Here is a 22,506-nt window from a genome sequence, read left to right on the forward strand (position 1 = left end):
CCCTCGCTTGCGTGTTTGATTGTGGGGTTATTTTAGATAATGATAACCGTTATCATTATCTAAAATACACGGATCCTTCGCAATTCCAGAACCCTCGTGACCCTTTCCATGGCTCTTTCCACAGACCTCGCGATCATTGGGGCTGGCCCCCAGGCGCTTACCCTCGTCACCCATCTCCTTCAAAAAAAGGTCAACCTGCGGAGCCGCTTTGTGGTGATCGACCCCGCCGGAGCTTGGCTGTGCCAGTGGCACCACCAGTTTGCCGCCCTAGAGATTCCCAATCTCAGATCCCCCGCCGTTCACCACCCTGATCCCAATCCCCATGCCCTGCGCACCTTTGCGGAGGGTCGTCCCGATGAACTCTTGCCGCCCTATGCCCTGCCTACTACGGGGCTGTTTCGCGACTTCTGCCAGTCGGTGCTTGATCGGTGGGACTTGGCGAATCGGGTAATGGCGGGCACCGTGCAGCACCTAGACCTGGGCCAAGGGCTAGGGCGACCGTCGTTTCTCCTGGGCTTAGCGGATGGTCGCCAGATCCGGGCAAGGCGGGTGGTGTTGGCCCATGGTGGCGGTCGTCCTCAGCTTCCAGCTTGGGCGCGGCAAATCCCCCAGACCTATCCCAGCCATCGTCTGCGGCACTCTAGCCAAATCGACCTACGGGGGCTTTCCCTCACGGGCGAACGGATTTTAATTGTGGGGAGTGGGCTGACCGCTGGGCACTTGGCGCTGGGGGCGGTTAAGCGCGGAGCCACGGTGATTCTGATGGCGCGGCGACAGTTCTATGCCAAACTCTTTGATGCCGATCCGGGTTGGCTTGGCCCAAAATACCTCAAGGGATTCCAGGCTGAACCCAGTTGGCAGCAGCGCTGGCAGATGATTCAGCAGGCTCGCAACGGTGGATCGCTGACTCCAGCGATGTGGCTGCACCTGCGGCGGCTAGAGCGCCAGGGCAAAATCAGCTTCTATGAACAGTGCGAGGTGCAACAGGCCGAGTGGAAAGGCGATGCTTGGCAAGTCCATTGCAAGACCGGAGCCGACCATAACTGTATCGCCCATCTACCCCTAGATCGCCTCTGGTTGGCCACCGGGAGCCAGCTTGACATCACCCATTGGCCGCTGTTGGCCAACGTACAGGCAACCTATCCCGCTGAGGTCGTGAACGGCTTGCCCGTCCTGGATTACCATCTGCGCTGGCCCGGTTGTAACCTCTTTGTGATGGGCGGTGCGGCAGCCCTACAACTGGGGCCAGTGGCCCGCAACCTGTTTGGGGGGCGGTTGGCGAGCGACCGCATTGTGCAAGCTCTGGTCAAACCTAGCCGTGGGATAATCCCCGCCGTTTTGCCCGCCTAGCTTTACCACTACCGTGTAAACGAGAGCGGTAGAACTCCTCATCTTGCAGAAACATGTTGTCGCTCATCCACCTGGGCCTACTCGGCAGAAGATGCCTCTGGTGGAGCCGCAGGAGCAGGAGGGGAGGCTACTGGAGCGGGAGGCGGGGCCGGGGCGCTAGGGGCCGATGGGAGGGATGGGGCGGCGGCGGGTGTTGGGGCGGCTTCCGCTGGCTTGGGTTCTGGAGCGACGATGGGCGCTAGGGGGGCGGGTGGGGAATCCCCTGATTCAGCAGCGGGCGCAGGGGATTCAGGGGATTCAGAGTCAGAAGTTGCGAGTGGGTCTGGGGTTGCGGGTTCAGCAGGATGAGTCTCCACGGGAGAACCAGTATTCCCGGAGCTAGGATTTTGAGCGGGGGGGGAAGACGGGGGTGGCGAAGGTGGCGTTGCAGCGGCGGGGGTGGGTTCTGGCGGCAGTTCTACGGCTTGGCGCTCACCCCGGCGACGGGCATCCCGGTTGCGGCGGGAGCCTTCGATAGTGAGGTCATACTCAATGGGAACGCTGGCCCCACCGCTAACGGGCTGGAACCGAGAATTGCGAGCGGCCTGGATGGCGGCTTGGTCGATGGCGGGGTTGCCGCTGGATCGAGTGAGGGTGACGCTGCGAACGCTGCCATCGGGGTTAATGTCCACGCTAACCATGGGTTGCCCCTCGGCCCCAGCATCTAGGGCACTCTGGGGATAGTCGGGTCGCACACAGTTTTGGCAAGCGACGGTGCGCGAACCCTGCCCTTGGCCATGCCCATTACCTGAGGAATTCGAGGTACCGGAATTGCCGGGGCCAGAACGGGCAGCGGTGGTAGCCGCACCCGCTGAGCCTGAGTTGGATGGCCCAGCGAAATTACCGGCAGAATCGCCAGCGGCCCCAGACGTACCGTTCCCTGGAGAAGGGGTGTCGATGGCCATGCCTTCCTGGGCCTCCCGTTGCCGCCGCAGAAAGTCGCGCAGGCGTTCCAGTTGCGATGAGTCTACGGTTGCCGTTTCGGGTTCGGTGGGTTCGGTGATGACCTCTTCTGCTTCGGCGGATTCCAGATCCGCCGTGGCGTCTTCCGCTTCATCCGCAGCCTCAGTAATCTCCTCGGTTTCCACAGCGTTTGGCAATGGGGCAGGCGGCGAGGTGTCTTCTTCCTCAGGCTCCTCTAGCTCCGATTCGGCCTCAGTAGCCACCTCAGATGGGGGCTGCTCTGGTTCCGACTCCGCCTCAGTAGCGACCTCAGGTTGGGACGCCTCAGGCTCTGCCGTGACTGGAGGCGCAGGTTCAGCGATGGTGATGGGTTGAGGAGCCGCGACGACCGCCGCCCTGGGGGAGGAGGCCGAAGTGGCTGGGGCCGGATCACGGGTCTCGGTGCTCAGCTCAGCGGGTTGAGTCAGATCGGGCTGCTCTGGGGTCTCAGCCACAGGCTCCAGAGGCTCAGTCACAATCAACTCGATGGGAGAGAGGTCGGCCTCCTCCCGGTAAGACCACAGGCTGACCTGACCGAGGCCCAAGGCGGTAGTATGCACCCCAACCGACCCCAAAAGCGCCCACAGCAGGAGCTTTCGCAGTCTGGCTTGGTCTTGCTCGTGGTGTTCAAAGCAGAGGTTAGAAAGGCTCATGGGTAAGGTTAACGGGAAGGATGATACACGACCGATTTCACAGAATCCGCTTCGTCACAGTTGAGAAAGAATTTCAACTAAATTGAGGATTATTGGTAGTCAACCCGATAAGATACAGGCTGTGATCAAGACCATCTAGGCGATACATCCTCTAGCCACGGCTATCTATCTAACTCAAAGTCCTTGAATATTAAAGCTTTTAGACTCAGAGTAGAGTTTTGCTTAGCATCAGAAAAACGGGATTCCTTCATATACTATCAGGATTTATTCTCTTTAAGCCCTTGACAAGGGTACCAGAATCCGGCTCAATGCATTTGACAGTTATTTGCAATAGCTAGATCCCGTCAACCCACCCCGGTGGTCGCATAGACGGGGAAATCTGGGCTGCGGCAAGTGAGCCTTTACGACAGGGATGGACTATGGGCAGTATTTTTGCGGCGGGCGGCATTGTGATGTGGCCGCTGCTGGGGTTTTCGTTGGTGGCCATCGCCCTCATCATCGAGCGGCTGATGTTTTGGGTGCGGCTCAATCGGCGGCAGCGACCCGTCATGCAGGATATTCTGCGCACCTATCGGCAAGCCCCGATGGATGCATACCCCAAGCTACAGCAAAACATCAACCTACCCATTGCTCGCATTTTCCTAGAAGCCTTGGAAATTGAAGGGGCCAGCCCAAAGCAGTTTCACCTAGCCCTAGCCAGCGCCATGCAGGCCGAACTGCCCCATCTGCGACGATTCAACACCGTCTTCGCCACCATCATCAGCGTGGCCCCGTTGCTGGGCTTGCTGGGTACCATTCTCGGTCTGATTGCCTCCTTCGATGCGCTACGCCTGGGGGATATGGGGGCAAACTCTGGGGCGGTAACGGGCGGCATTAGCGAGGCGTTAGTGTCTACGGCGGCTGGGTTGGTGGTGGCGATTGGCACGCTGCTGTTTGCCAATTTGTTTCGCGGCCTCTACAAACGCCAGGTGGCGCTCATTCAAGAGTATGGTGGACAACTCGAAATCCTCTACGAAACCCACTACGAGCGCAAGGGCCAGCTTGAGGAAGAGAGTTTGGTTCGATAGGCCAGTGAGCTTAGGTTTTGAGTGTTAGGTTTTGAGTTTTTAAGATTCTCGGTAAAGCTTAAGTTAAAAATTCAAAATTCAAAATTCAAAACTTACCCCTGTTTATCCTCATCTCTACTTTTCTGACATCCTACTCCTATGTTTTTCCCCGAAGAGCCAGAAGACGACTTTGAACTCAATATCGTACCGATGATCGATGTCATCTTTGCAATTTTGACATTCTTCATCATTTCGAGCCTGTATTTAACGCGCTCTGAGGCGTTACCCGTTAATCTACCCAAAGCGGCCAGTGCTGAGGTGCAAGAGCGTACGCGCATCACGGTAACTGTAGAAGAATCGGGCGATATTGCCCTGAATCGAGAGACCATTGCCCTGGATGATTTGCAATCCGGTGTGCGTGAGTTGATGGATATGACCCAGGAATCTGTGATTGTTATCAATGCCGATGAAGCGGTTAGCCACGGCCAAGTCATCGCCGTGATGGATGAATTGCGAGTGATTGAGGGCGCAATCTTGGGAATTGCTACGGAGCGGGGAGAATAGGAATTCTTCATTTAATTTTGCTCACCGAATCATCCACAGCCTGGGACATTGCCCAACCCTGGATCAGCCATCCTCTATGGCAACAGCTAGCGGTGGTGCAGGCCGGAAACGCTCATGCCGTCAGCGATGTGGTGTGGACTACGGCGGGAGGTATTCAGGCGGCGCACTTGTTGTTAGACGATCTGGAGCAGCATTTACCGTTGCAGACCCGGAGGTAAGCCATCTCAGGCACCTTCAGCGCCCAGGGCTGGGTAAATTCCTTTAGCCATGCCCCTCCAACCTGCTGAAGACGCTGCTCTGTTACGTCAGTCCGCCAAGGGTATGAGCGCTGTGACAAGCCAGGTCAATGTCCAGGGCAGTCCAGGGCCACACCCGTTATCGCTGGGGCGCAAGGAGGGTACTCAACTGCTCGCAGGTGCGCTCAATGCTGGCAATGCTGCCGGGGTTAACGAGGCCGAAATAATCAAAACTGTGAACCTGCCCCTGCTGAGTGGCCTGGAGTTGCCCCAAAAAGGATTCGCCCTTCAGTTGCTCCAGCAAATTTTCCCCGGCATCTACCACCAGTAATACCTCAGGATTCGCCGCCAGCACTTTCTCTTCGGGCAGGGTGATGTAGCCATCAAAGGGGCTTTCCCCTTGCATGTCGGCGGCCACGTTTTGTACCTTAAACTGAGCTAGAAAATCCCCGGCCCAGCTCGTTTTGTTGGGGCTCAGCAGCGGTTGACGGCTGACCAACACCAGCGTAGCAGGGCTGTCCGTTGGGGCTTGGGCCAAACAGGCATCGTAGCGATCCAGCAAGGGCTGGGGGTCGGCCTCTAGGGTGGTGGCCAGCGTCGTGGTGAGGTCGCGCAGGTTGGCCCAACTGTTGACTTCGGTGGTGAGCGTTTGGGTACCCAGTTCCTCCAAACGCTGGAGGGTGCGGTCGTGAAACCCCGTCGCACCAATGACTAGGGTCGGCTCTAGGGCCACAATTTGTTCCAGATCCGGTTCAGTGCGCCCTTCGCTAACGATGGGCAGGTCGGCAAAGCGATCATCCCCCCGCAGCAGTTCATTGCCGGGAATGCCCACCAGTGCCTCGCCCTCCAGGGTTTGCACTAGGTCGGCGGTGAGGGATGTAAGCGCCACGATCCGGATTTCGGATTCATTGGCAGGCGTTTCGGCCAGGGGGGTATTTTGGCCACTACAGGCGGTCAGGGGGAAAAGGAGGAGGGGAAGAACGAGAGAGAGTTTCATGGCTGGATGAGTTGTAGGGGATGTCAAAAGCTAGTAAGACTAGTGAATCAAGAAAACTACAATGTAGTTACAATGCAAGTATAAGCGAGCTAGACTTTGAGTGGGATGAGCGTAAGGCAATCACAAACTTTGATAAGCATGGAATTGAGTTCGAGGAAGCTATCACGGTTTTCTATGACGAGAATTCCCGTGTAATTTTCGATCCTGATCACTCATTTGAGGAAGATCGATATGTGATTTTAGGGATGAGTGACATATCTCGGATTCTTCTGGTATGTCATATATACCGTCAAAATGATGAAATTATTCGCATTATTTCTGCCCGTAGAGCCACGAAACAAGAAGAACGTAGTTATTGGAGTTTTCGTCATGAGAGATGAGTATGATTTTTCTGATTCCATCAAAAATCCTTACACTAAAAAACTGAAGAAGCAAATCACAATCCGTCTAGAGGCAGAAGTCGTTGATTACTTTAAGGGATTAGCTGAGGAGACAGGTATTCCCTATCAAAGCCTCATGAACCTGTATTTGCAGGACTGCATGAAATCACAACGAAAGCTATCACTAGAGTGGCTGAATATTTAGCCTGTATGGAATTGTAGGATGTGTTAGCCAATTCATAACTTATATTGGTCTGTTCATTGATGCGTTACGCTGACGCTAACACATCCTACACAAAGGTCATGCGATGCTCTTTCTAAAACCGATAGCTCACCCCCAACCGGATATTTCTTCCAGCTTGGCTAAATTGGGAAATGGCCTCGTTATTAGGACGATCTCGCACCTCTGAATATTGGTAATATTCCGTATCCAACAGGTTATAAAGTCCCAGACTTAGGGCCAAATTAGGGGTGATGTTATAGGCTCCAATGGCATCCACTAGGGCATAGGCATCGGGTACAAAGTTGGTGTTATCTTCGGCCACACGGGCGCGGCCTACAAAGGTGCCAATCAGTTCGGCTCGCCACTGGTTTTCGGGGGCTTGGTAACGCAGACCTGCCACGGCACTAAAGGGATCAATGGTATTAAGGGGGCGGTTATCGGTGGTGTCATCGCCCTGGGAAAAGGCGAGACTGGCGAGCAGACTAAAGCCATCGGTGCCGGGGCTAAAACGGTATTCACCACCCAATTCCACCCCGTAGATACGGGCGCTGCCGATGTTGATGGATTGAAACTGACTGACCTGTTGGGTGGGCGGACAAACGGGTGCGGGAATCAGACAGCGGGTGCCAATCAGTTGTTCGGTGGCAATGAAGTTGTTGTAGGTGTTGTAGAACCCCGTGAGGCGAATATCAACCTGGGAAAAATTGCCCCGAACACCTAATTCAAAGCTGTTGCTTGATTCGGGTTGAAGGTCAGGGTTAGACAGGGTTTCGTACTTGAAAAAGGCTCCAGCTAGGTTCGTAAATCCGCCTGTAATTTCGCTGTAGAGCGGTGCTCGGAAACCACGAGAATATTGCCCATAAAAGGAAATTTCGGGGGTAGCTTCATAGAGCACGGCCAGTCGAGGAGAAAGAGCCGATGTGGTTAAATTGACCGTTTCGCCGCGAAAGATACCGTCATCAATAGTTTGCAGATCGTAGTGATCAAAACGTAGGCCAGCAATCACATCGAGCGGCCCAATTTCCATTTCATTTTGCACATAGAACCCTAGGCGTAGGGTATTGGCATCGGCAAAATCTTTGATAGGAAATATAGAGTCTGCCCCAGTGCCGAAAATATTGGTGGTCTCTCCAGTCATTAAGTTGGTTTGGGTGCGATCTCGCGGACGGGAATTGAAGGTTTGGGACACATCGACCCCATAGGTGAGGCGATGATCAACATTGCCCGTGGCAAAATCGCTGCGAAACTGCACATCGCCGCCGTAGATATTGCTAATGAACTGGTTGTTGCTATCGCGCCGCACCCTAGCCCCCGCAAATCCTGGGCCGACGCCCGTGGGGCGAATTTCTTGGACAATCTCGGTGGTGTTGGCAGCTTGGTAATAGAGTTGTCCCCTAGCGAATTGTAGGAAGGAGTCGCTGTCGGGGTTGTCAAACTCGTAGGTGAGGCTGAGGCGGGTGCGGTCGATGCGGTTTTCGCCGTTGGTGCTGAGGGCGAGGGGATCGACGTTGCCCGGAGCGAGGACGTAGTTGGTGCGGCGGTTGATGTCCTCCAAAATGAGGCTGAGGGTGCTGACCTCATCGGGCACGTAGACGATGTTGCCATAGAGGTTGGTGTCGCCGATGTCGATGCTGTCGGTGAACTCCGGCGGGGCAAAGTTGCTGCGTTCACGGGCATCCCGACGGCTGACCACAAACACGCTTTCTAGGTCGTCATTGCGGAAGGCCAGCCTTGCCGCCGAATCAAACCCGCCCACGGCGCTGGTGTAGAGGCTGCCCACATCTCCGGCAAAGGTATCCTCTGGCCCTAACAAATCGCTGGGCTGCAAGGAACGGAAGGAAATTACTCCGCCTAGGGCATCGCTGCCGTAGAGGGTGGAGGCTGGGCCACGCAGCACTTCCACCGCTTGCAGGGTGGAGAAGTCTACATAGTCGCCCCGGCCCACCCGAAACCCACGCGGCGGTGCCCCCCCAAAGGAAAACTGGTCGGGTAGGCGAATGCCATCAAGTTGAAACAGGATGCGGTTGCCCTCAATGCCGCGAATATTGACGCTTTGGGTGCCGTAGCGCTGGAGTGCGCCACCCGCCGATACCCCTGGCTCGTAGCGCAGCAGGTCGCCTAGACCCTCAATTTGGTAGAACTCCAGGTCGTCCATATCAAACACAGTGACGGTGGCGGGTAGGTCGTCCACCTCGCGGGGGGTGCGGGTTCCGGTGACGGTGATGCGCAGGGTGTCGCCGGGGGTAAATTGCACATCGATGGACTCATCGCCCATACCTTCCCCAGAGTCAGAGTCAGCTTCGTTTTCAGATCCCTCTCTCAATGCGTCCCCGGTTTGGGCCACGGCAGGGGCATCAGGGACACCCTCAGACGCAGACGGCATCAGGGCTTGGCGGGTGGTTTCGGCGGGTTCTAAGTCCGTCAACAACGGGGGCTGCTGAGGTTCCGCTGTAAGAGTGGACTCTACCGGGGTGGCCTCTGCGGGGGTGGGGGGTTCTGCTGTTTCGCCTGGAGTTTGGGGAGCTAATAGTTGCGAATCAAAATTGTTAAAGGATGGGGAGATTGTGCTGACTTCCTCAGCTTGCCCTGATTCTATAGAACTTGCATGGGCCATATCCCACAGCAGAACTAGCAAGAATGGAGAAACACAAACAGGAAAAATTCTCAATAAAAAACGCTGAAACATCGCTATACTCCTCACGAGAAATCAAGGGTTATGGGTTGAAAGGGAAAGCTGGAGGGCTAGAGGTGCATTGCTTCGCTGAATGCACCCTACGGGGCGTGGGTGGCGACCAGGGGAGGTGAGCTATCGGCGGCACTGGCGGCGAGGGGGAAGACCTGCTGGCCGAAGGGGGTAGTGAAAATCTCGACTTCCACCTGAAAGACGGCCCGAAGGTTGTCGGGAGTCAGCACCTCGGCAGGGGGGCCAACGGCCCAAAGGCGACCCTGGCACAGCATGGCCATGCGATCTCCGTAGCGGGCGGCTAGGTTGATGTCGTGCAGCACGGTGATGATGGAAAGGGACTGGTCGCGGTTCAGCCGTTTCAGCAGTTCCAAAAGCTGGAGTTGGTAGTGGATGTCTAAGAAGGTGGTGGGTTCATCCAGCAGCAGCACCTGGGGATTTTGGGCCAGGGCTAGGGCCAAAAATGCCCGCTGACGTTCGCCGCCGGAGAGATCCGCCACGGGTCGATCTCGGTAGTGGGCAATTTCTGTCCAGGTGAGGGCTTGATCGACCTGACGCTGACCTTCAGCATCCAAATCCCATCGCCACCAGGGCTGATGCGGAGATCGGCCCAGACTCACCAGTTGGTGAACGGTCAAGCCGTCGGGCAGGGTTTGCTGCTGGGGCAACAGGGCCAACCGCTGGGCAATGGCCGTGGGGGAAAGCTCGTGAATATCTCGTCCACAGAGCAGAACGCTGCCGCCCTGGGGTTTCAGAATACGGCTGAGCAACCGCAGCAGGGTGGATTTGCCGGAGCCGTTGGCCCCCACCAGGCACAGCCACTCCCCTGGTTCCACCGCCAAATTAACGTGGTGGACAATGGGCGACTGATCGTAGCCGCCGGATAAATTGCGCGATTCTAGGGGCATTTCAATGTCCTCCTTGGCTTCCACGGCGGCGATACAGCAGCCAAATAAACACGGGCGCACCCAAAAAGGCCGTCACTACGCCAACGGGCAGTTCCACAGGGCCAGAGCGAGCCGCCAAATCCGCCGCCGACAGCACCAGGGCACCCCCCAGGGCCGAAAAGGGCAGCACCAGGCGATAGTCTGTGCCCACCAGCAGGCGCACCCCGTGGGGCACAATCAGCCCGACAAAGCCCACCAGTCCGGCAATGCTGGCAGCTCCGGCGGCGAGAAAGGTGGCCGCTGCGCCAATCAACAGGCGAGATCGCAGCAGGGAGGTGCCCAACCCCACGGCTAGGTCATCGCCCAGGTTGAGCAGATTCACCTGCCGCGCCAGCAGACAGGCCATCACCAAGGCCACTGCCAGCCCCGGCCCCACCAGGCGCACCTCCGCCCAGCCGCGACCGTTGAAGCTGCCGATCAGCCAGTTCAACGCCGCCTGAATCCGGCCATCCCGCGCCATCAGCAACAGCAGGGACTGGATCGCCCCAAAGAAGGAACTGAAGGCTACCCCGCCCAAAATCAGCCGCTCCACCGACAGCCGCCCCCGCTGGTAGGCCAATAGGTAGACTAGGGCCGTTGTCAAAATCGCCCCCAGCCATGCCCCCAGTGGCACCCACACCTGCCCCAGGCCCAGAGTAACCACCAGCACCACCACTAGCCCTGCCCCAGAGGAAATCCCCAGTAAAAAGGGACTGGCCAACCCGTTGCACAACATGCCCTGGAGCAGCGCCCCCGACACCCCCAACGCCGCCCCCACCAGCAACGCCGCCACCAGCCGAGGCAGCCGCAGATCCCACAGAATCACCTGGTGGGTGGCCTCGCCTTGGCGCAGCAGTGCGGCCCACAGTTCTGGCCCCGTCATGGCCACGGAACCCTGGGTGAGGGACAGCCCCGCCACGAGGGTTAACCCAAACAGCAACAGCGCTAGGGCCATCACCGTTCGCACAGGCCACCGTTGAGGCCGAGGTGGAGAATCCGGTTGTCTGGGAGGTCGGGTCAGAGTCACCATTCGCTAAGGTCTCGCAACATTTTCTTAATTTCCAGGTTGTGGAGTTCTGCTTGGCCAATTTGGGTGCGGGCAAACCCCTCTCGGTAGACGCTGGCGTTTTCCACCAGATCGAAGAGCTACTTGTAGAGGGTCAGGGCTTTCTGCTCATGGCGCAAAACTCCTGAGCTTCGACGGCTAGACCGCAATAGATAGCCGCAACACAGATCAGGCTTGGGCCATCGGCATCGCCAGATCGCCTGCCGCAGGATAGTATCCACAACCTTTATTGACAAAGTATATCAATAAGCATTGAGCCTGATTCGGGACTCATTGTCAAGAGTCATCAGCACTTTGATCCTTTATGACTGCTCCTAATGACTTCATAAGAAGCAACTGGAGTGATTACACTCTGACCTCACATCGGCACAACTTGAAACAGCTTAATGCAACTCTCTACTGATTATTGAAGATGGCCACGCAGCTTTGTCACCTGCTGAGCAAAGCCCTGGGGCGGGGATTGAGGTATGGTCAACCTAAGCCTGGGAGTCGCCCCCCAGACTCGGCTTCAAACCGTACGTGAGACTTTCGACCTCATACGGCTCCTCTGTAACTGGGCTCTGGGGTTGAGTACCAGCGGTGATTAGGTTCTTGGCTGCACGTACCTGGTCGTGGCAGTGTCGATGCAGCAACGCCAGATTTTGACGACGTTGATTGTCGTGATTGCCATCAAGGTGGTGAAGCTCGATGAGTGCATCTGGCAAAAAGTGCAGTCCACAATGGCTACATTTGCCTCCCTGGTAGGCCCAAAATCGCAGCTTCGCTACTTTAGGGCCTACCCAGAGCCCATGTAAAAGTCTGAGATTTTAAGCCAAAACCCCCGTTTCAGCCCTCGCCGTCTCACGTCCGGCTCAGTCTCACCTAAGATTGGCACATCACACCGTCACAGTTGAGCTAGGCCAATCTAGTCCAGTCTTAGTCTCAAGCTTTTCACCAAGTCATAAATCTTTTATATATTGATACTTTCAAGACCTTGAGTATTTGCTTTTATCGCAACTATTCAAACACAATCAACGAGTTTTCAAGGGGTTCAGTGATTCTCAGGACTGGACTCAATCTGTCTTAAATCAGGTCACTGGCACAGGGTCTAGACTTACACTACGGCTTACACAAACAAAATAGAGGGAACCCTGTGTCCCCCCATGGCCTTATGCATCTGCGTTCTCAGGGGCAGAGGAATCGCTCTCCTGGTCGGGCGCAGCGGAAACGGATTCTTCTGGAGGGGCCAATGAAGCGTCTGGCTCTTGAGGTACGGAGGAAGGGGTGCCAGCGTGGCTAGGGGTAGTGGTTCCCCTAGTGGCTAGTCAACAAAATAATGGTGAGTAGAGGGCGCAAGATAGCGTCAGGGGCAAGATCAGCTTCTACGAAAGCTGCGAAGTCCAGCGGGCTGAGTGGAACGGTGAAGCCTGGCGGGCGGTACTGCACCTAGGGCCAGTGGCGCGGAATCTATTTGGTGGGCGGTTGGCGTGCGAGCGCATTATCCCCGTTCTAGTCAAACCGAGTATTGGGCTATCTAGAACCGCTGCTTCGCTGATAGCCTAGGCCAGGGAAACCTAGAACATGGTTTGTCACTGGCTGGCTTGACAGGTAACACAACCGCAGCCCAGGGCATCTGGCAGCGTGTTTCCCTGAGTCTGGGGGGAACCCCCTATACTGAAGTCCCCTAGGCCCCTTTGCTAAGCTATGACCCATTCCAAAACCTGTCGCATCAAAATCATCAACGGCAACACCTGCGAACCGATGACTCACAACATCGACGCCTCGGCCCAGGCCGCCAAGTTTGCCCACACCGAAATCGTCACCGTGACACCCCAGGCAGGGCCAGAATCCATTGAAGGGTTCTACGACGAATACCTAGCTATTCCCGGCATTTTGGAGCAAATTCTTTTAGACCAGAACTCGGACGCCTTTATCTTGGCCTGTTGGGGCGACCCCGGCCTTGAAGCGGCCCGAGAAATTACCGCCAAACCCGTGGTCGGCATTGCCGAAGCCAGCCTCTATGTGGCCAATATGCTGGCAGCCAAGTGGAGCGTGGTCACTACCCTCCACCGATCGCGAGACATGGTGGAAAAGACCATCCACAAGGCAGGGATGTCGGGCCGCTGTGCCTCCGTGCGCACCACCTCCCTATCGGTGCTGGATACAGAGCAGGATCGGGCCAACACTGTGGACATCCTGGCCGCAGCGGGTCGCCTCGCCATTGACCAAGATGGGGCCGAGGCCCTTTGCCTGGGCTGTGCGGGTATGAGCGGCCTGGAAAAGCAGTTAGAAGAACGCCTGGGAGTGCCTGTCATTGATTCGGTTGCAGCGGCGGTCAAGATGGCCGAGTCGTTGGTTAGTTTGGGCAAGCTCACCAGTAAGCAACTGACCTACCGCAAACCAGAGCTAAAGACCGTGCGCGGCTATGCCCCTCACTTTCAGGCCACAAACTGGCCCTAGGGTTGGGGGATAGCCAGAACTAGGGGGAGCACGGTGGCGAAAGTTCAGGTCTTCCTGCCACCGGGGGGAGCCCCACAGTGCCCCAGAGATGAGCGCCTTGGCCATCCTGGGCTGATGCCCTAGGAGGTCGCCAATGCCTTTTCCTTTGTGGGTATCGGCACCAGTTGATTTGTCGCCGCATCCCACAAAATAAATTTGGAGCAGCGGAGCATATCGCCTAGTTTCAGCGTGGTCATCTGGGAAAGTAGGTGACGATTAGCTCGGTGGCAGGCGGCTAGATTGTAGTTGGGAATCCGCTCCGAAAGGTGGTGAATAGTGTGGTAGCTAATATCAGCGGTAAACCACCGCAGCAGGGGTGGTAAATCGAGATAGCTGCTGCCCTCAATAGCTCCGCGCAAATAGTCCCAATTCTCCGTCTTATGGGCATAGGCACCTTCAAAATTGTGCTGCACAAAAAAGACACAGATAAAGATAGCTCCCGCCAGGGTCATCACGGTGGCATAGAGGCTCCAGAATAGTCCTGGCCCCATGAGATAGCTCAGCAACAGCCAGCTACTCACCACAAAAATATTGTTCAGCAACACATCCCAAAACTCTGCCCTCGTTTGCCAATGCTTAGATTGGTGAGCGGCGAGGGTGGCCCAAAGATTGGTCAAGCCTTGTTTTTTGATGTGGGTTAATCCATGCCCAACCAAATCCCGGAGGCCCAGAGCTAGGGTCAGTCTAGGCTGAATGACCAGGTAGAAAAAGCCCCCTGGTAGGGTCATGATGGGCTGGCGAAGGAGACCATAGAGTTTTTGGTCAAGGGTACTAAGCTGGGCAAATTCCTCAGTGGACAGGAAGTCAGCAATGCCACGATACCGTTGCCAATCGCCGTTGGTCTTGTGGTGGTAGGCATGATCCCTCGACCAGGCATATTGGGGAATCGAGTTAATCCCCCCCAGCAGAAACCCTATCCCTCGATTCAGCCCTTTGGATCGAAACAGGGAATAGTGGCCGCAATCATGCATCAGTGAAAAGCAGCGCAGCAAAAACAGTACCATCAGACCCACGATAGGCGGCAATAGCCAGAGGGAAATAGAGGCGGCTTGAGCTGCTAAAACCCACAGCCCAACATAGGGCAGCACCGTGTTGAGGATCTGGTAGGTGGCGCGCCAGTTACTGCGTTTCATATAGGGCGCTAAAACGAAATCTGACTTTTGAACCATTGATGTTTGACCATTGTGTTACTTACAGCTATTGCGGCTATCGAGATCCACCTCTAGGATGATGATTTCGATATCGGGGGACGACGGCGATACCCCGGTTTGCCTGGAGATCGAGATCGGGACGATGCCTGAATTGGCTCGACTGGGTTGCCCCGAAGGTCGTCCAAACAGAAGCCTGATCGGCCTAACTAGGAACCGTACCCCAAAAAGACGACATCACCCGGAAGCCCACCAGCAGCATCCTGATTAGACCTCGGACGTGTAGTTTAGACCAAGTAAGAGGGAGTTGGCTGAGGGACAGTTGCCTAGCCAAGGGCTGGACGGCGGCGGGAAGGCATCCAGAACGGTAGCGATACGGCTGAATCTGGCGCGGCTTGATGGCATAGGCGGTCTGGGTCTTAGCCCTGGATCTATCCCTTGGCATCGCGGCACCCCCGGCGGCGGGGGGTAGCCCCCAGATCAAACTCGTCCCAGCGATTACAGACCTGGCGGTAGCAGTCGGGCGGGGCAATGGCCCAGTTCCGCAACCAGTTCATTTCGACCTGGTCACTGGATCTCAAAACAAGCAGAAGCTCCTGGCTAGGACGGTAGGTTTGCACCACCTCCCGCAGGCCATCCATTGCCGTTGAGGGCAGGCCATAGGGTCTGAGGTAGGACTCGAGGGCAGCAGCGGGCTGGTACCGGATGCGATAGCGCACCACATCCCTGCGCCAGTTCAGGGTGGTCACATCCGCTGCCATGATCTCGCAGACCACCAGGCCTCGCCCTTGGGTTTTATACCCCCGCCAGGCTCCATGGCCGAGGGGCAGCAGGTTTTCTCGGATAAAGGCCCCTTGCCAAGGGGTGTTACGGCTTTGCCAGGAATCAGTTACGGCATTCTGGATCTCCCCTCGCAGTTTCTGAGTGACCACCACCATATTTTTGAGGGCGGGCACCACCTCATCCCATCGGCGCGTTTTCGATCCGCAGCCGGAGTTAATCCAGGTTTGGTCAATCGGGAGATGGTCAATGCCTGGGCGGAGCTGCTGCACAATTTGTTCAACGCTGAGTACCGCTGGGCTGTAGACGTCTTGAAGGGCTATAGGAGGCATGAAATGAGTCATAACTATGTCGTCCTGAAGGTGTCGATCTTGGACAGAAAAAACTTGAGCAGAATTTGAATTAAAGAGGCTTAGACATCAAAAAATTAGACAGAAAAACCTAGGTTGCTACTATTTAGTCAAACCATCTATAAACACATTCAAAAATCCTGTCCTGCAAAAACAGTGCTCTAAATCTGGCTGGCTATGAGGGAATAATTGCCTAACAGAGAATCACTCAAATAGCACCCTACGACAGCACCATAGGGGCATTATATTAGGGCAACACTAATAGCAAAGATAGCCCAAAAACCAATACCAATGATTCAGCAATTGGGTCTGAGGCTTGGGTTTAAGGTCTAGGATTGGAGCTTCGTAGAGATGCTCCTAAGGCAATATCTGGAATAGTTGATTCTGGAACAATCGCCTGCGAGGTAATCGCTTTCGGCGCAATGTGGACGCAATCGCGCCAAGGTCAAAATAGTCATCATCCGTACCTCGCAGATGTTTTAGAGCATGAACAGGCCATCGGCGGGCATTCTGACTTACACAATGTCACTGACGTTTTGGGTGGCCTTGCTGCTGCTGATTCTGTTTTCGGTGTCGCTGCGGGTGACACCGACCTGCTGTGCGGCTCCGCCAGGAGTTCTGGCCCAAGATGTCACGGTCTGGCAGCATTTACACCACCTGCCTGCTATCGGGATTATTCTGGCGGAGTCCATGCGTCATCTGTCCACGGGCTATTGGTGGCTGGGGGGGATGCCCGGTCTACTGCTGTTGCTATCGGTCAAAGCCTTTGACTGGCTGGGCGAAAACCTGCGGGCCTTGCTCGATCCACGCACCAGCCAGGGGTAGTTATGCTGACCGTTTCCAATCTCAGCGTCACCTTTAGTCAGTATGAGCAAGGGCTGTGCCGCCGACAGCTCACAGTGATCACCGATCTCGATCTGGAGGTCAACGCTGGGGAGGTAGTGGCGGTGGGGGCCAACGGATCGGGCAAAAGCCTGCTGGCCCAAGCCATTTTGGGCATTCTGCCGGAGAACGCCACCCTGGGCAACACCATGCTGTTTCAGGGCCAACCCCTAACGCCCCAGCGCTGCCAACAACTACGCGGCAAGGCCATTGCCCTGATTCCCAGTCCATCAGCTATCTCGATCCACTGATGCGGGTGGGCCAACAGGTGCAGCGAGTGGCGCGGATCAATGGGGCGACCTAGACCGCTGCTCGCACGGCTTTAACGCTGGCTAAGGTCTGGTCATCGGCCAATCCTTCCCTAATCGCTTAACTGTTCCAAAATGCGTTGCATCTCGGCTTCTAGCTTTTCCATGCGCTTTTTAAGGGCTGTATTTTGCTCAAGCTGTTTCCAGGTCTTTTTAGACCGCAGCCTTTGATAGGAAACGTGAATCCTATCTCGAAGCAGCAACGCTTCAGGTTTATCCTTGGGCTGAGCTTTGACTTGTCGAAGATGTTCCTTAAGAGCGTCCTTGGTAAGGTCTTCCTTAATCGCCAACTCAAGGGTGCTGGCTTGTAAAGCATCAGGCAGTCGAGCAATTAACTGGGCCTTCGAGAACTCAATATTGCCTTGCCTAACGGCATCTAACAAGACCGGAGGCAGGTTCAGAAGCGGCAAGCGATTCGACACAAAGGTATCCAGCGTGATGCTGAAGGCCGCCAAGACATCCTCGATCTGAGTGATAAGTCTGGACTTATCATCATCCAATGTGTCACGTTGACGAGCATTCTTGAGCTGGATCAGGAGGCCAGGAACGCTGTCTCTAGGCTGCCCTAGCTTGAGTTCCATCAATCCAATCAGGTTATCTGTCTCCTCAATGGGATTGAGGTCTTCCCGCATCAGGTTGGCCACGAGGGCGATTTCGAGAGCTTCCTCGTCTGAAAACTCACGAACAATGCAAGGAACCGTAGCAAGCCGAAGATTAACGGCACAGCGCCAGCGCCGCTCTCCTGAAACAATCTGAAGCCCAGATGCGGTGCTCCGAAGCAGCAGGGGCTCTTGGATGCCTTTGTGTCGAATGGAGGCTTCTAGGCGCTCCATTCCTGCTGGGTTGAAGTATTTTCGGGGCTGGCCTAAGCCATTGGCAACGGCAAGGGGAAGGATCTGATCAGGAGCAATTTGCTGAACTTCCTCACCCCCATAATTTGTCATCTTGAGCTGCTGGATTTCGGCCCTAAGCTGCTGAAGCTCCGTATCCAGGGGGCGAACGTCGGCACCGTTGGGAGACCCAGAGATAAACTCGTCAACGCTCTTAGGCTTGCGGCGAACAACCATGGGATAACCTGCCTTAACTACGCGAATAGAGCGGTATAGAGTGCGGAAATTTCAGCGATAGCCTTTTTATCCTTGGGGCGATACTCCACAACCCCTAGCCCCATCCCCCCGGCGTTCCGAAAGATTTTTCGGTTGCCCAGGGGGGTGTCGAGGTGCTGTAATCCCTGGATTTCTAGAGCGATACTGGCGGCTTCTTCATTATCTTGGCCCACGTGATCGGCCCGGTTGAGGACGGTGTAGACCATGAGATGATCATTAAAGGCTTTGGCTTCTTCTACCAGCTCCGCCACAGTCTCCAGCGTCCAAACATCAAAAGATCCTGGCAAGAACGGAACCAGCAGCCGATGGGCAATGGACATGGCGGCCCGCTGGCCTGCCGTATCCCGTCCGCCCACATCAATCACAATGTCGTCGTACTTGTCTACCATCCGCATGACCTCACTGCGAACCGCTGACCCGTGAAGTTTGATAGCGGTGTACCCAGCTCCTGTCTCCAGGGTTTCGTTGCGGATAGCGGTAAAGTCTGACGCTGTGGCCTGATCATCGGCATCCACTAACAGAATGTCGCGGCCCTTAAGAGAACGCATAACCGCCATGTTGACAGCCAGGGTGGTTTTGCCTACGCCCCCTTTCACACCCCCAAATCCAATAATCATAGGTCGCTCTCGGCGTTGCAGTACGGTAGCGTGGTCTTGCCAAAATTTTAACGGCAAATGGGCAAGTCACCGCGTTGATTTACCTAGCTTCTGGCTCAGTTCAATTTCTGTCTGGACAACTTGGACATTACGGCAGATACGGAGTCGTAATGCCCTCCAACGTTAACAAAGCCGTACTGTGGGCCAGCGGCCTTAGCAATCCAGGGTGGTTTCCCGCTCCCAGGGGGTCACTTGGGCACAGAAGGCTTGCCAATCCTGATGCTTGAGTTTTAGGTAGGCTTGCACAAACTCAGAGCCCATGGCATCACGAAAGACGGCGCTAGTTTCCAGATGGCGGAGAGCATCTAACAAGTTGGTGGGCAAGGACGGTGCCGTACCAGGGGGGAGCGGATCGGTGTAGTTGTTGTTGTCGTAGCGTGGCCCCGGATCGCGTTTTTGCTGGATGCCGTGCAGTCCAGCGGCGATTAGGGCAGCGGGCAACAGGTAGGGATTGGCGGCTCCATCGGCAAGGCGCAGTTCAAACCGTCCAGGGTCGGGGATGCGGATCGCATGGGTGCGGTTGTTGCCGCTGTAGGTGGCGGTGTTGGGCGACCAGGTAGCTCCAGAGAGGGTAGCCGGGGCGTTGATGCGTTTGTAGGAGTTGACGGTAGGGTTGGTAAAGGCGCAGAGGGCCGGAGCTGATTCCAGCACGCCGCCAATGAAGTGATAGGCCAGGGTTGAGAGTCCGAGATCGCCGTTGAGATCGTGGAACAGGTTGGTGGTGCCGCTGGCATCCCAGACCGACAGATGGGTGTGGCAACCGTTCCCGGTCAGGTGGGCGAAGGGTTTGGGCATAAAGCTGGCCCGCAGTCCGTGTTTTTCGGCAATGGCCTTGACCATGTATTTGAAAAAGGCATGGCGATCCGCCGTGACCAGCACATCGGCATAGGTCCAGTTCATTTCAAACTGCCCGTTGGCATCTTCGTGATCGTTTTGGTACGCGCCCCAGCCCAGGGCCACCATGGCATCACAGATTTCAGCAATCACGTCAAAGCGGCGCATCAACGCCTGTTGGTCGTAGCAGGGTTTGATCTGGCGATCACGGGGATCGGCCAAGGTCTCGCCATCGGGGGACAGCAGAAAATATTCGCACTCCACCCCGGTTTTTACCCGATAGCCCAAAGCCTCGGCCTGTTGCAGCACTCGTTTAAGGACAAGGCGCGGCGCTTGGGCGATATCGGCCCCGCTGGGCGTCACCAAGTCCGACGGCATCCACGCCACCTCTGGCTTCCAGGGCAGTTGAATCACCCGACTCGTATCCGCCTGGGCAAACACATCTGGATCCGCCGGAGTCATATCCAGCCATGCCGCAAACCCCGCAAATCCGGCCCCATTCACCATGTCATCGATAGCGGCGGCGGGCACCAACTTGGAGCGCTGCGTCCCAAACAAATCGGTGAAGGAAATCAGGAAATAGCGAATCCCATGGTCACGGGCAAAGGCGGACAGGGGTTGGGTCATGGGACAGGCTCCAAAACGCGAAACAGGTCAACTCAAAATTCAAAATTCAAAACTCACAATTCAAAAGTCGTCTTCAAGCCTCGTCGTGCAGCCAGGTCTGAACGGCCTCTCGTAGGAACGCCGCATCGTCGGGGCTGTAGACCGGATTTCCCGCCCGGTGGCCCCAGATCGAGGGAATCGGGCGATAGACCGCGCCGGGAATCAAGGCGGATTCTGCGGCACAGTCTTCTGGAGTGAAGTACAAATCGGTGGTGCTGGGCATGACGAGGGTTTTGGCCGAAATCGCCCCCAGTGCCCGCTCATAGTCCCCCTGGTACACAGGATTGTCGCTAACATCGCAATGCAGCCAGGTATCCAGCATCGCCATCAAATCACGGGGATCGCGCCGCCGATAGTTCTGCTCCCAGCCGCGCCACAGGTAGTCTTCCAAAGACTCGTAGCCCTGTTGGCGATAGAGTCCCGCTCGATAAAACGCCTGGGATGCGGCCCAACTAGCATAGATACGGGCAAAGGTGTGAAATCCCCGTTCCGGGATGCCGTCAAAGGATGTCCCGTTCCAAGTCGGATCCGCTGTGAGCGCCGATCTCAAACTTTCTAGGAAAATTCGGTTGTGCTCCGTCGTCCGGGCCGTACCACACACTGCAACAATCCGCTCCACCCGATCCCCATACAACGCGCCCCAGTGATAGGCTTGCTGCGCCCCCATCGACCAACCATAGACCAGCGCCACTTGCTCGATGCCAAACCCTTCGCGCAATAGCCGTTCCTGGGCCGTCACATTGTCCCAATGGGTGACGTAGTAACCCTGCTCGGCCAAACCGGGTAGATCGCCATTGCTGGGAGAACTGGATAGCCCATTACCCAACATATTGGGAATGATGATGAACCAGCGGGTGGGGTCGAGAATCCCGCCCGGTTTTACGAGCCAGTCGATGTCTTGATGTTGGGCACCGTAGGAGGTGGGATAGAGGATGACATTGCGGCGGTCGCTGGCCAGTTCGCCATAGGTTTGGTACACGATTTTCATTTGGGGCAACACCGCGCCGCAGTGCAAGGGCACATCGGAGATCGTCCAGCATCCGGTCGCGTCACTCATGGCTGGGTGCCAAAGGTGGCCGTGATCTGCCGATTAACCGCCACGTAACCGGGGGCAACCTGGGTGAGCCGTTCGGCCAGTTTGCGGTGCGCCTGGGGCAGGGCGTGAAACGGAATCGAGGCATAGAGATGGTGCTCGGCGTGGTACGGCATATTCCACATCAGCAGGCGAATCGGCGCGAGGGTGAGGGTGGTGCGCGTGTTTTCTAGGGGGTTCGCTGTTTGAGGACAGCCCGTGTGCTCCGCCAGCAGGATGAACCGCAGAATCGGTTGGCCGACAGCGAGGGGCAGCAGCCAGTAGAGCACAAACCCCGGATAGCGCAGCCAAACAGAGAGGACAATCGCCACGGCATACACCACCAACTGCGCCGCCGTCGAGCGTTGCACCTCGGCCCGGATCGTCTCCGTATTCAGGTAAGGACGGTTAGTGACATCGCCGAGCAGCGATTGCCAATGCCCCTGCACCTTGCCCCACCACCAGGGAAGGCCGCTCAGTTGCCAGAGGTATTGTGTCCAGGTGGTCGGGGCCGGGTCATCTAGTTCCGGATCTTTGCCGGGAATTTGCGTGTAACGGTGGTGCCACTTGTGATAGCGCCGATAAAAGGTGCTGTTATACAAGGACAACACCCCCGCCAGCCATGCCACCGCATCATTCAGTTTCGGAGTCGCAAAGGCGGTGCGATGCACGCACTCATGCAAGGTTGCGAACATCGCCGCCAAACTGAAGCCATAGACCACCAAGGCCGGAAGCGCCAGACCCCATGCCCCCGTCCGCAAGCCCATAGTCCACAGTGCCGCACTGCCCAGCATCACCACCAGATGGGCCACCAGTTGCCGCCAACCCTGGGCATCCGAGCGCGGGTTCAGTTCCGCCAATTCTGCCACCGACAATACATCCCTAGCCTTCTCGTGCCAGGGTTCCGTACTATCCGTCGGCCCATTGGCCACCGCCGCCAGTTCTGATTCCACCGTCATGCCCCACCCTTCCCCTGCAAACAGGCATTACAAGTATTCTGAGTACTGGTATACCGTTCAAAATTCCCCGCATGTTGTCGCAATGGCTACCATTTCGCCTAGCAACCTTGCGGACAACATCCTCCCCTGAAGCTTGCAGAGGTCAATGCAGTCCATCAGATG

Annotated in this window: 20 protein-coding genes and 2 pseudogenes; 10 read left to right on the top strand and 12 right to left on the bottom strand. The window is 56.3% G+C overall.

The window, feature by feature from the left end; genetic code table 11:
• The first annotated feature begins 108 nt into the window (after positions 1–108).
• Positions 109–1,350 carry an FAD/NAD(P)-binding protein gene (locus GFS31_RS20345; protein ID WP_198808595.1) on the top strand — a complete coding sequence of 414 codons (1,242 nt, stop codon included), beginning with the start codon at positions 109–111 and terminating at the stop codon, positions 1,348–1,350.
• 77 nt (positions 1,351–1,427) lie between these two features.
• Here GFS31_RS20345 and GFS31_RS20350 read toward each other — a convergent pair whose 3' ends face one another.
• Positions 1,428–2,984 carry a TonB family protein gene (locus GFS31_RS20350; protein ID WP_198808596.1) on the bottom strand — a complete coding sequence of 519 codons (1,557 nt, stop codon included), beginning with the start codon at positions 2,982–2,984 and terminating at the stop codon, positions 1,428–1,430.
• A 419-nt stretch (positions 2,985–3,403) separates the two neighbouring features.
• Here GFS31_RS20350 and GFS31_RS20355 point away from each other — a divergent pair, with 419 nt between their 5' ends.
• The 3 genes from GFS31_RS20355 to GFS31_RS20365 all read left to right on the top strand — a co-directional run bounded on the left by GFS31_RS20355 (position 3,404) and on the right by GFS31_RS20365 (position 4,812).
• Positions 3,404–4,051 carry a MotA/TolQ/ExbB proton channel family protein gene (locus GFS31_RS20355; protein WP_198808597.1) on the top strand — a complete coding sequence of 216 codons (648 nt, stop codon included), beginning with the start codon at positions 3,404–3,406 and terminating at the stop codon, positions 4,049–4,051.
• Between the two features lie 138 nt (positions 4,052–4,189).
• Positions 4,190–4,594: an ExbD/TolR family protein gene (locus GFS31_RS20360; protein ID WP_198808598.1), complete on the top strand. Its 405-nt coding sequence runs from the start codon at positions 4,190–4,192 to the stop codon at positions 4,592–4,594.
• Positions 4,595–4,611: 17 nt separating this feature from the next.
• The gene (locus GFS31_RS20365; RefSeq protein ID WP_225907749.1) at positions 4,612–4,812 is read left to right on the top strand and encodes a hypothetical protein; all 201 of its coding nucleotides are present in this window, start codon (positions 4,612–4,614) and stop codon (positions 4,810–4,812) included.
• Positions 4,813–4,969: 157 nt separating this feature from the next.
• Here GFS31_RS20365 and GFS31_RS20370 read toward each other — a convergent pair whose 3' ends face one another.
• Entirely contained in the window at positions 4,970–5,827 is an 858-nt protein-coding gene (locus tag GFS31_RS20370; RefSeq protein ID WP_198808599.1) for an ABC transporter substrate-binding protein, read from the bottom strand.
• 80 nt (positions 5,828–5,907) lie between these two features.
• Between GFS31_RS20370 and GFS31_RS20375 the strand changes: the two genes are divergently transcribed.
• Positions 5,908–6,207 (top strand): BrnT family toxin, encoded by a 300-nt coding sequence (locus GFS31_RS20375; RefSeq protein ID WP_198808609.1) that lies wholly within the window; start codon positions 5,908–5,910, stop codon positions 6,205–6,207.
• The gene (locus tag GFS31_RS20380; protein ID WP_198808600.1) at positions 6,197–6,412 is read left to right on the top strand and encodes a BrnA antitoxin family protein; all 216 of its coding nucleotides are present in this window, start codon (positions 6,197–6,199) and stop codon (positions 6,410–6,412) included. The genes GFS31_RS20375 and GFS31_RS20380 overlap by 11 nt, the downstream gene beginning before the upstream one ends.
• Positions 6,413–6,524: 112 nt before the next feature.
• Here the strand turns inward: GFS31_RS20380 and GFS31_RS20385 are convergent, their stop codons facing one another.
• From GFS31_RS20385 to GFS31_RS20395, 3 genes are all read right to left on the bottom strand, one after another.
• Positions 6,525–8,855, bottom strand: coding sequence for a TonB-dependent hemoglobin/transferrin/lactoferrin family receptor (locus GFS31_RS20385; protein ID WP_198808601.1), 2,331 nt, complete (start codon positions 8,853–8,855; stop codon positions 6,525–6,527).
• 347 nt (positions 8,856–9,202) lie between these two features.
• Positions 9,203–10,021, bottom strand: coding sequence for an ABC transporter ATP-binding protein (locus GFS31_RS20390; RefSeq protein ID WP_198808602.1), 819 nt, complete (start codon positions 10,019–10,021; stop codon positions 9,203–9,205).
• Position 10,022: 1 nt separating this feature from the next.
• On the bottom strand, positions 10,023–10,994 hold the full coding sequence (locus GFS31_RS20395) for a FecCD family ABC transporter permease (RefSeq protein ID WP_225907751.1): 972 nt from the start codon (positions 10,992–10,994) through the stop codon (positions 10,023–10,025).
• 722 nt (positions 10,995–11,716) lie between these two features.
• Here GFS31_RS20395 and GFS31_RS20405 point away from each other — a divergent pair.
• Together GFS31_RS20405 and GFS31_RS20410 are read left to right on the top strand one after the other, a co-directional pair.
• On the top strand, positions 11,717–11,899 hold the full coding sequence (locus GFS31_RS20405) for a hypothetical protein (protein WP_198808604.1): 183 nt from the start codon (positions 11,717–11,719) through the stop codon (positions 11,897–11,899).
• An 889-nt stretch (positions 11,900–12,788) separates the two neighbouring features.
• A complete protein-coding gene (locus tag GFS31_RS20410; RefSeq protein ID WP_198808605.1) occupies positions 12,789–13,544 on the top strand; it encodes an aspartate/glutamate racemase family protein in 756 nt (251 codons plus the stop codon).
• Positions 13,545–13,663: 119 nt separating this feature from the next.
• Here the strand turns inward: GFS31_RS20410 and GFS31_RS20415 are convergent, their stop codons facing one another.
• Positions 13,664–14,752, bottom strand: coding sequence for a fatty acid desaturase (locus GFS31_RS20415; protein ID WP_198808606.1), 1,089 nt, complete (start codon positions 14,750–14,752; stop codon positions 13,664–13,666).
• A gap of 881 nt (positions 14,753–15,633) precedes the next feature.
• Positions 15,634–15,822: pseudogene (locus GFS31_RS21165) on the bottom strand (methionine synthase II (cobalamin-independent)); the annotation flags it as partial.
• A gap of 693 nt (positions 15,823–16,515) precedes the next feature.
• Between GFS31_RS21165 and GFS31_RS20430 the strand changes: the two are divergent.
• Both GFS31_RS20430 and GFS31_RS20435 read left to right on the top strand, forming a co-directional pair.
• Positions 16,516–16,686 (top strand): annotated as a pseudogene (locus GFS31_RS20430) (ABC transporter permease); the annotation flags it as partial.
• A 2-nt stretch (positions 16,687–16,688) separates the two neighbouring features.
• Positions 16,689–16,994, top strand: coding sequence for an ATP-binding cassette domain-containing protein (locus tag GFS31_RS20435; protein WP_225907741.1), 306 nt, complete (start codon positions 16,689–16,691; stop codon positions 16,992–16,994).
• A gap of 110 nt (positions 16,995–17,104) precedes the next feature.
• Here the strand turns inward: GFS31_RS20435 and GFS31_RS20440 are convergent, their stop codons facing one another.
• The 5 genes from GFS31_RS20440 to GFS31_RS20460 all read right to left on the bottom strand — a co-directional run bounded on the left by GFS31_RS20440 (position 17,105) and on the right by GFS31_RS20460 (position 22,344).
• A complete protein-coding gene (locus tag GFS31_RS20440; protein WP_198808556.1) occupies positions 17,105–18,118 on the bottom strand; it encodes a ParB/RepB/Spo0J family partition protein in 1,014 nt (337 codons plus the stop codon).
• Positions 18,119–18,135: 17 nt separating this feature from the next.
• Complete coding sequence (locus tag GFS31_RS20445) at positions 18,136–18,774, bottom strand: AAA family ATPase (protein ID WP_198808557.1); 639 nt, start codon at positions 18,772–18,774, stop codon at positions 18,136–18,138.
• 192 nt (positions 18,775–18,966) lie between these two features.
• A complete protein-coding gene (gene glnT, locus GFS31_RS20450) occupies positions 18,967–20,274 on the bottom strand; it encodes a type III glutamate--ammonia ligase (protein WP_198808558.1) in 1,308 nt (435 codons plus the stop codon).
• Between the two features lie 73 nt (positions 20,275–20,347).
• A complete protein-coding gene (locus GFS31_RS20455) occupies positions 20,348–21,370 on the bottom strand; it encodes an alpha/beta fold hydrolase (protein WP_198808559.1) in 1,023 nt (340 codons plus the stop codon).
• Positions 21,367–22,344: a fatty acid desaturase family protein gene (locus tag GFS31_RS20460; RefSeq protein ID WP_198808560.1), complete on the bottom strand. Its 978-nt coding sequence runs from the start codon at positions 22,342–22,344 to the stop codon at positions 21,367–21,369. The genes GFS31_RS20455 and GFS31_RS20460 overlap by 4 nt, the downstream gene beginning before the upstream one ends.
• Positions 22,345–22,506 lie beyond the last annotated feature (162 nt).

Origin of the sequence: Leptolyngbya sp. BL0902, from assembly GCF_016403105.1 — a bacterium.
Taxonomy (GTDB): Bacteria; Cyanobacteriota; Cyanobacteriia; order Phormidesmidales; family Phormidesmidaceae; genus Nodosilinea.

Coding starts and splice junctions, on each gene's coding strand:
- GFS31_RS20345 (WP_198808595.1), top strand. CDS start 109: ATGGCTCTTTCCACAGACCTCGCGATCATTGGGGCTGGCCCCCAGGCG.
- GFS31_RS20350 (WP_198808596.1), bottom strand. CDS start 2,984: ATGAGCCTTTCTAACCTCTGCTTTGAACACCACGAGCAAGACCAAGCC.
- GFS31_RS20355 (WP_198808597.1), top strand. CDS start 3,404: ATGGGCAGTATTTTTGCGGCGGGCGGCATTGTGATGTGGCCGCTGCTG.
- GFS31_RS20360 (WP_198808598.1), top strand. CDS start 4,190: ATGTTTTTCCCCGAAGAGCCAGAAGACGACTTTGAACTCAATATCGTA.
- GFS31_RS20370 (WP_198808599.1), bottom strand. CDS start 5,827: ATGAAACTCTCTCTCGTTCTTCCCCTCCTCCTTTTCCCCCTGACCGCC.
- GFS31_RS20380 (WP_198808600.1), top strand. CDS start 6,197: ATGAGAGATGAGTATGATTTTTCTGATTCCATCAAAAATCCTTACACT.
- GFS31_RS20390 (WP_198808602.1), bottom strand. CDS start 10,021: ATGCCCCTAGAATCGCGCAATTTATCCGGCGGCTACGATCAGTCGCCC.
- GFS31_RS20395 (WP_225907751.1), bottom strand. CDS start 10,994: ATGGCCCTAGCGCTGTTGCTGTTTGGGTTAACCCTCGTGGCGGGGCTG.
- GFS31_RS20410 (WP_198808605.1), top strand. CDS start 12,789: ATGACCCATTCCAAAACCTGTCGCATCAAAATCATCAACGGCAACACC.
- GFS31_RS20415 (WP_198808606.1), bottom strand. CDS start 14,752: ATGGTTCAAAAGTCAGATTTCGTTTTAGCGCCCTATATGAAACGCAGT.
- GFS31_RS20435 (WP_225907741.1), top strand. CDS start 16,689: ATGCTGACCGTTTCCAATCTCAGCGTCACCTTTAGTCAGTATGAGCAA.
- GFS31_RS20440 (WP_198808556.1), bottom strand. CDS start 18,118: ATGGTTGTTCGCCGCAAGCCTAAGAGCGTTGACGAGTTTATCTCTGGG.
- GFS31_RS20445 (WP_198808557.1), bottom strand. CDS start 18,774: ATGATTATTGGATTTGGGGGTGTGAAAGGGGGCGTAGGCAAAACCACC.
- glnT (WP_198808558.1), bottom strand. CDS start 20,274: ATGACCCAACCCCTGTCCGCCTTTGCCCGTGACCATGGGATTCGCTAT.
- GFS31_RS20455 (WP_198808559.1), bottom strand. CDS start 21,370: ATGAGTGACGCGACCGGATGCTGGACGATCTCCGATGTGCCCTTGCAC.
- GFS31_RS20460 (WP_198808560.1), bottom strand. CDS start 22,344: ATGACGGTGGAATCAGAACTGGCGGCGGTGGCCAATGGGCCGACGGAT.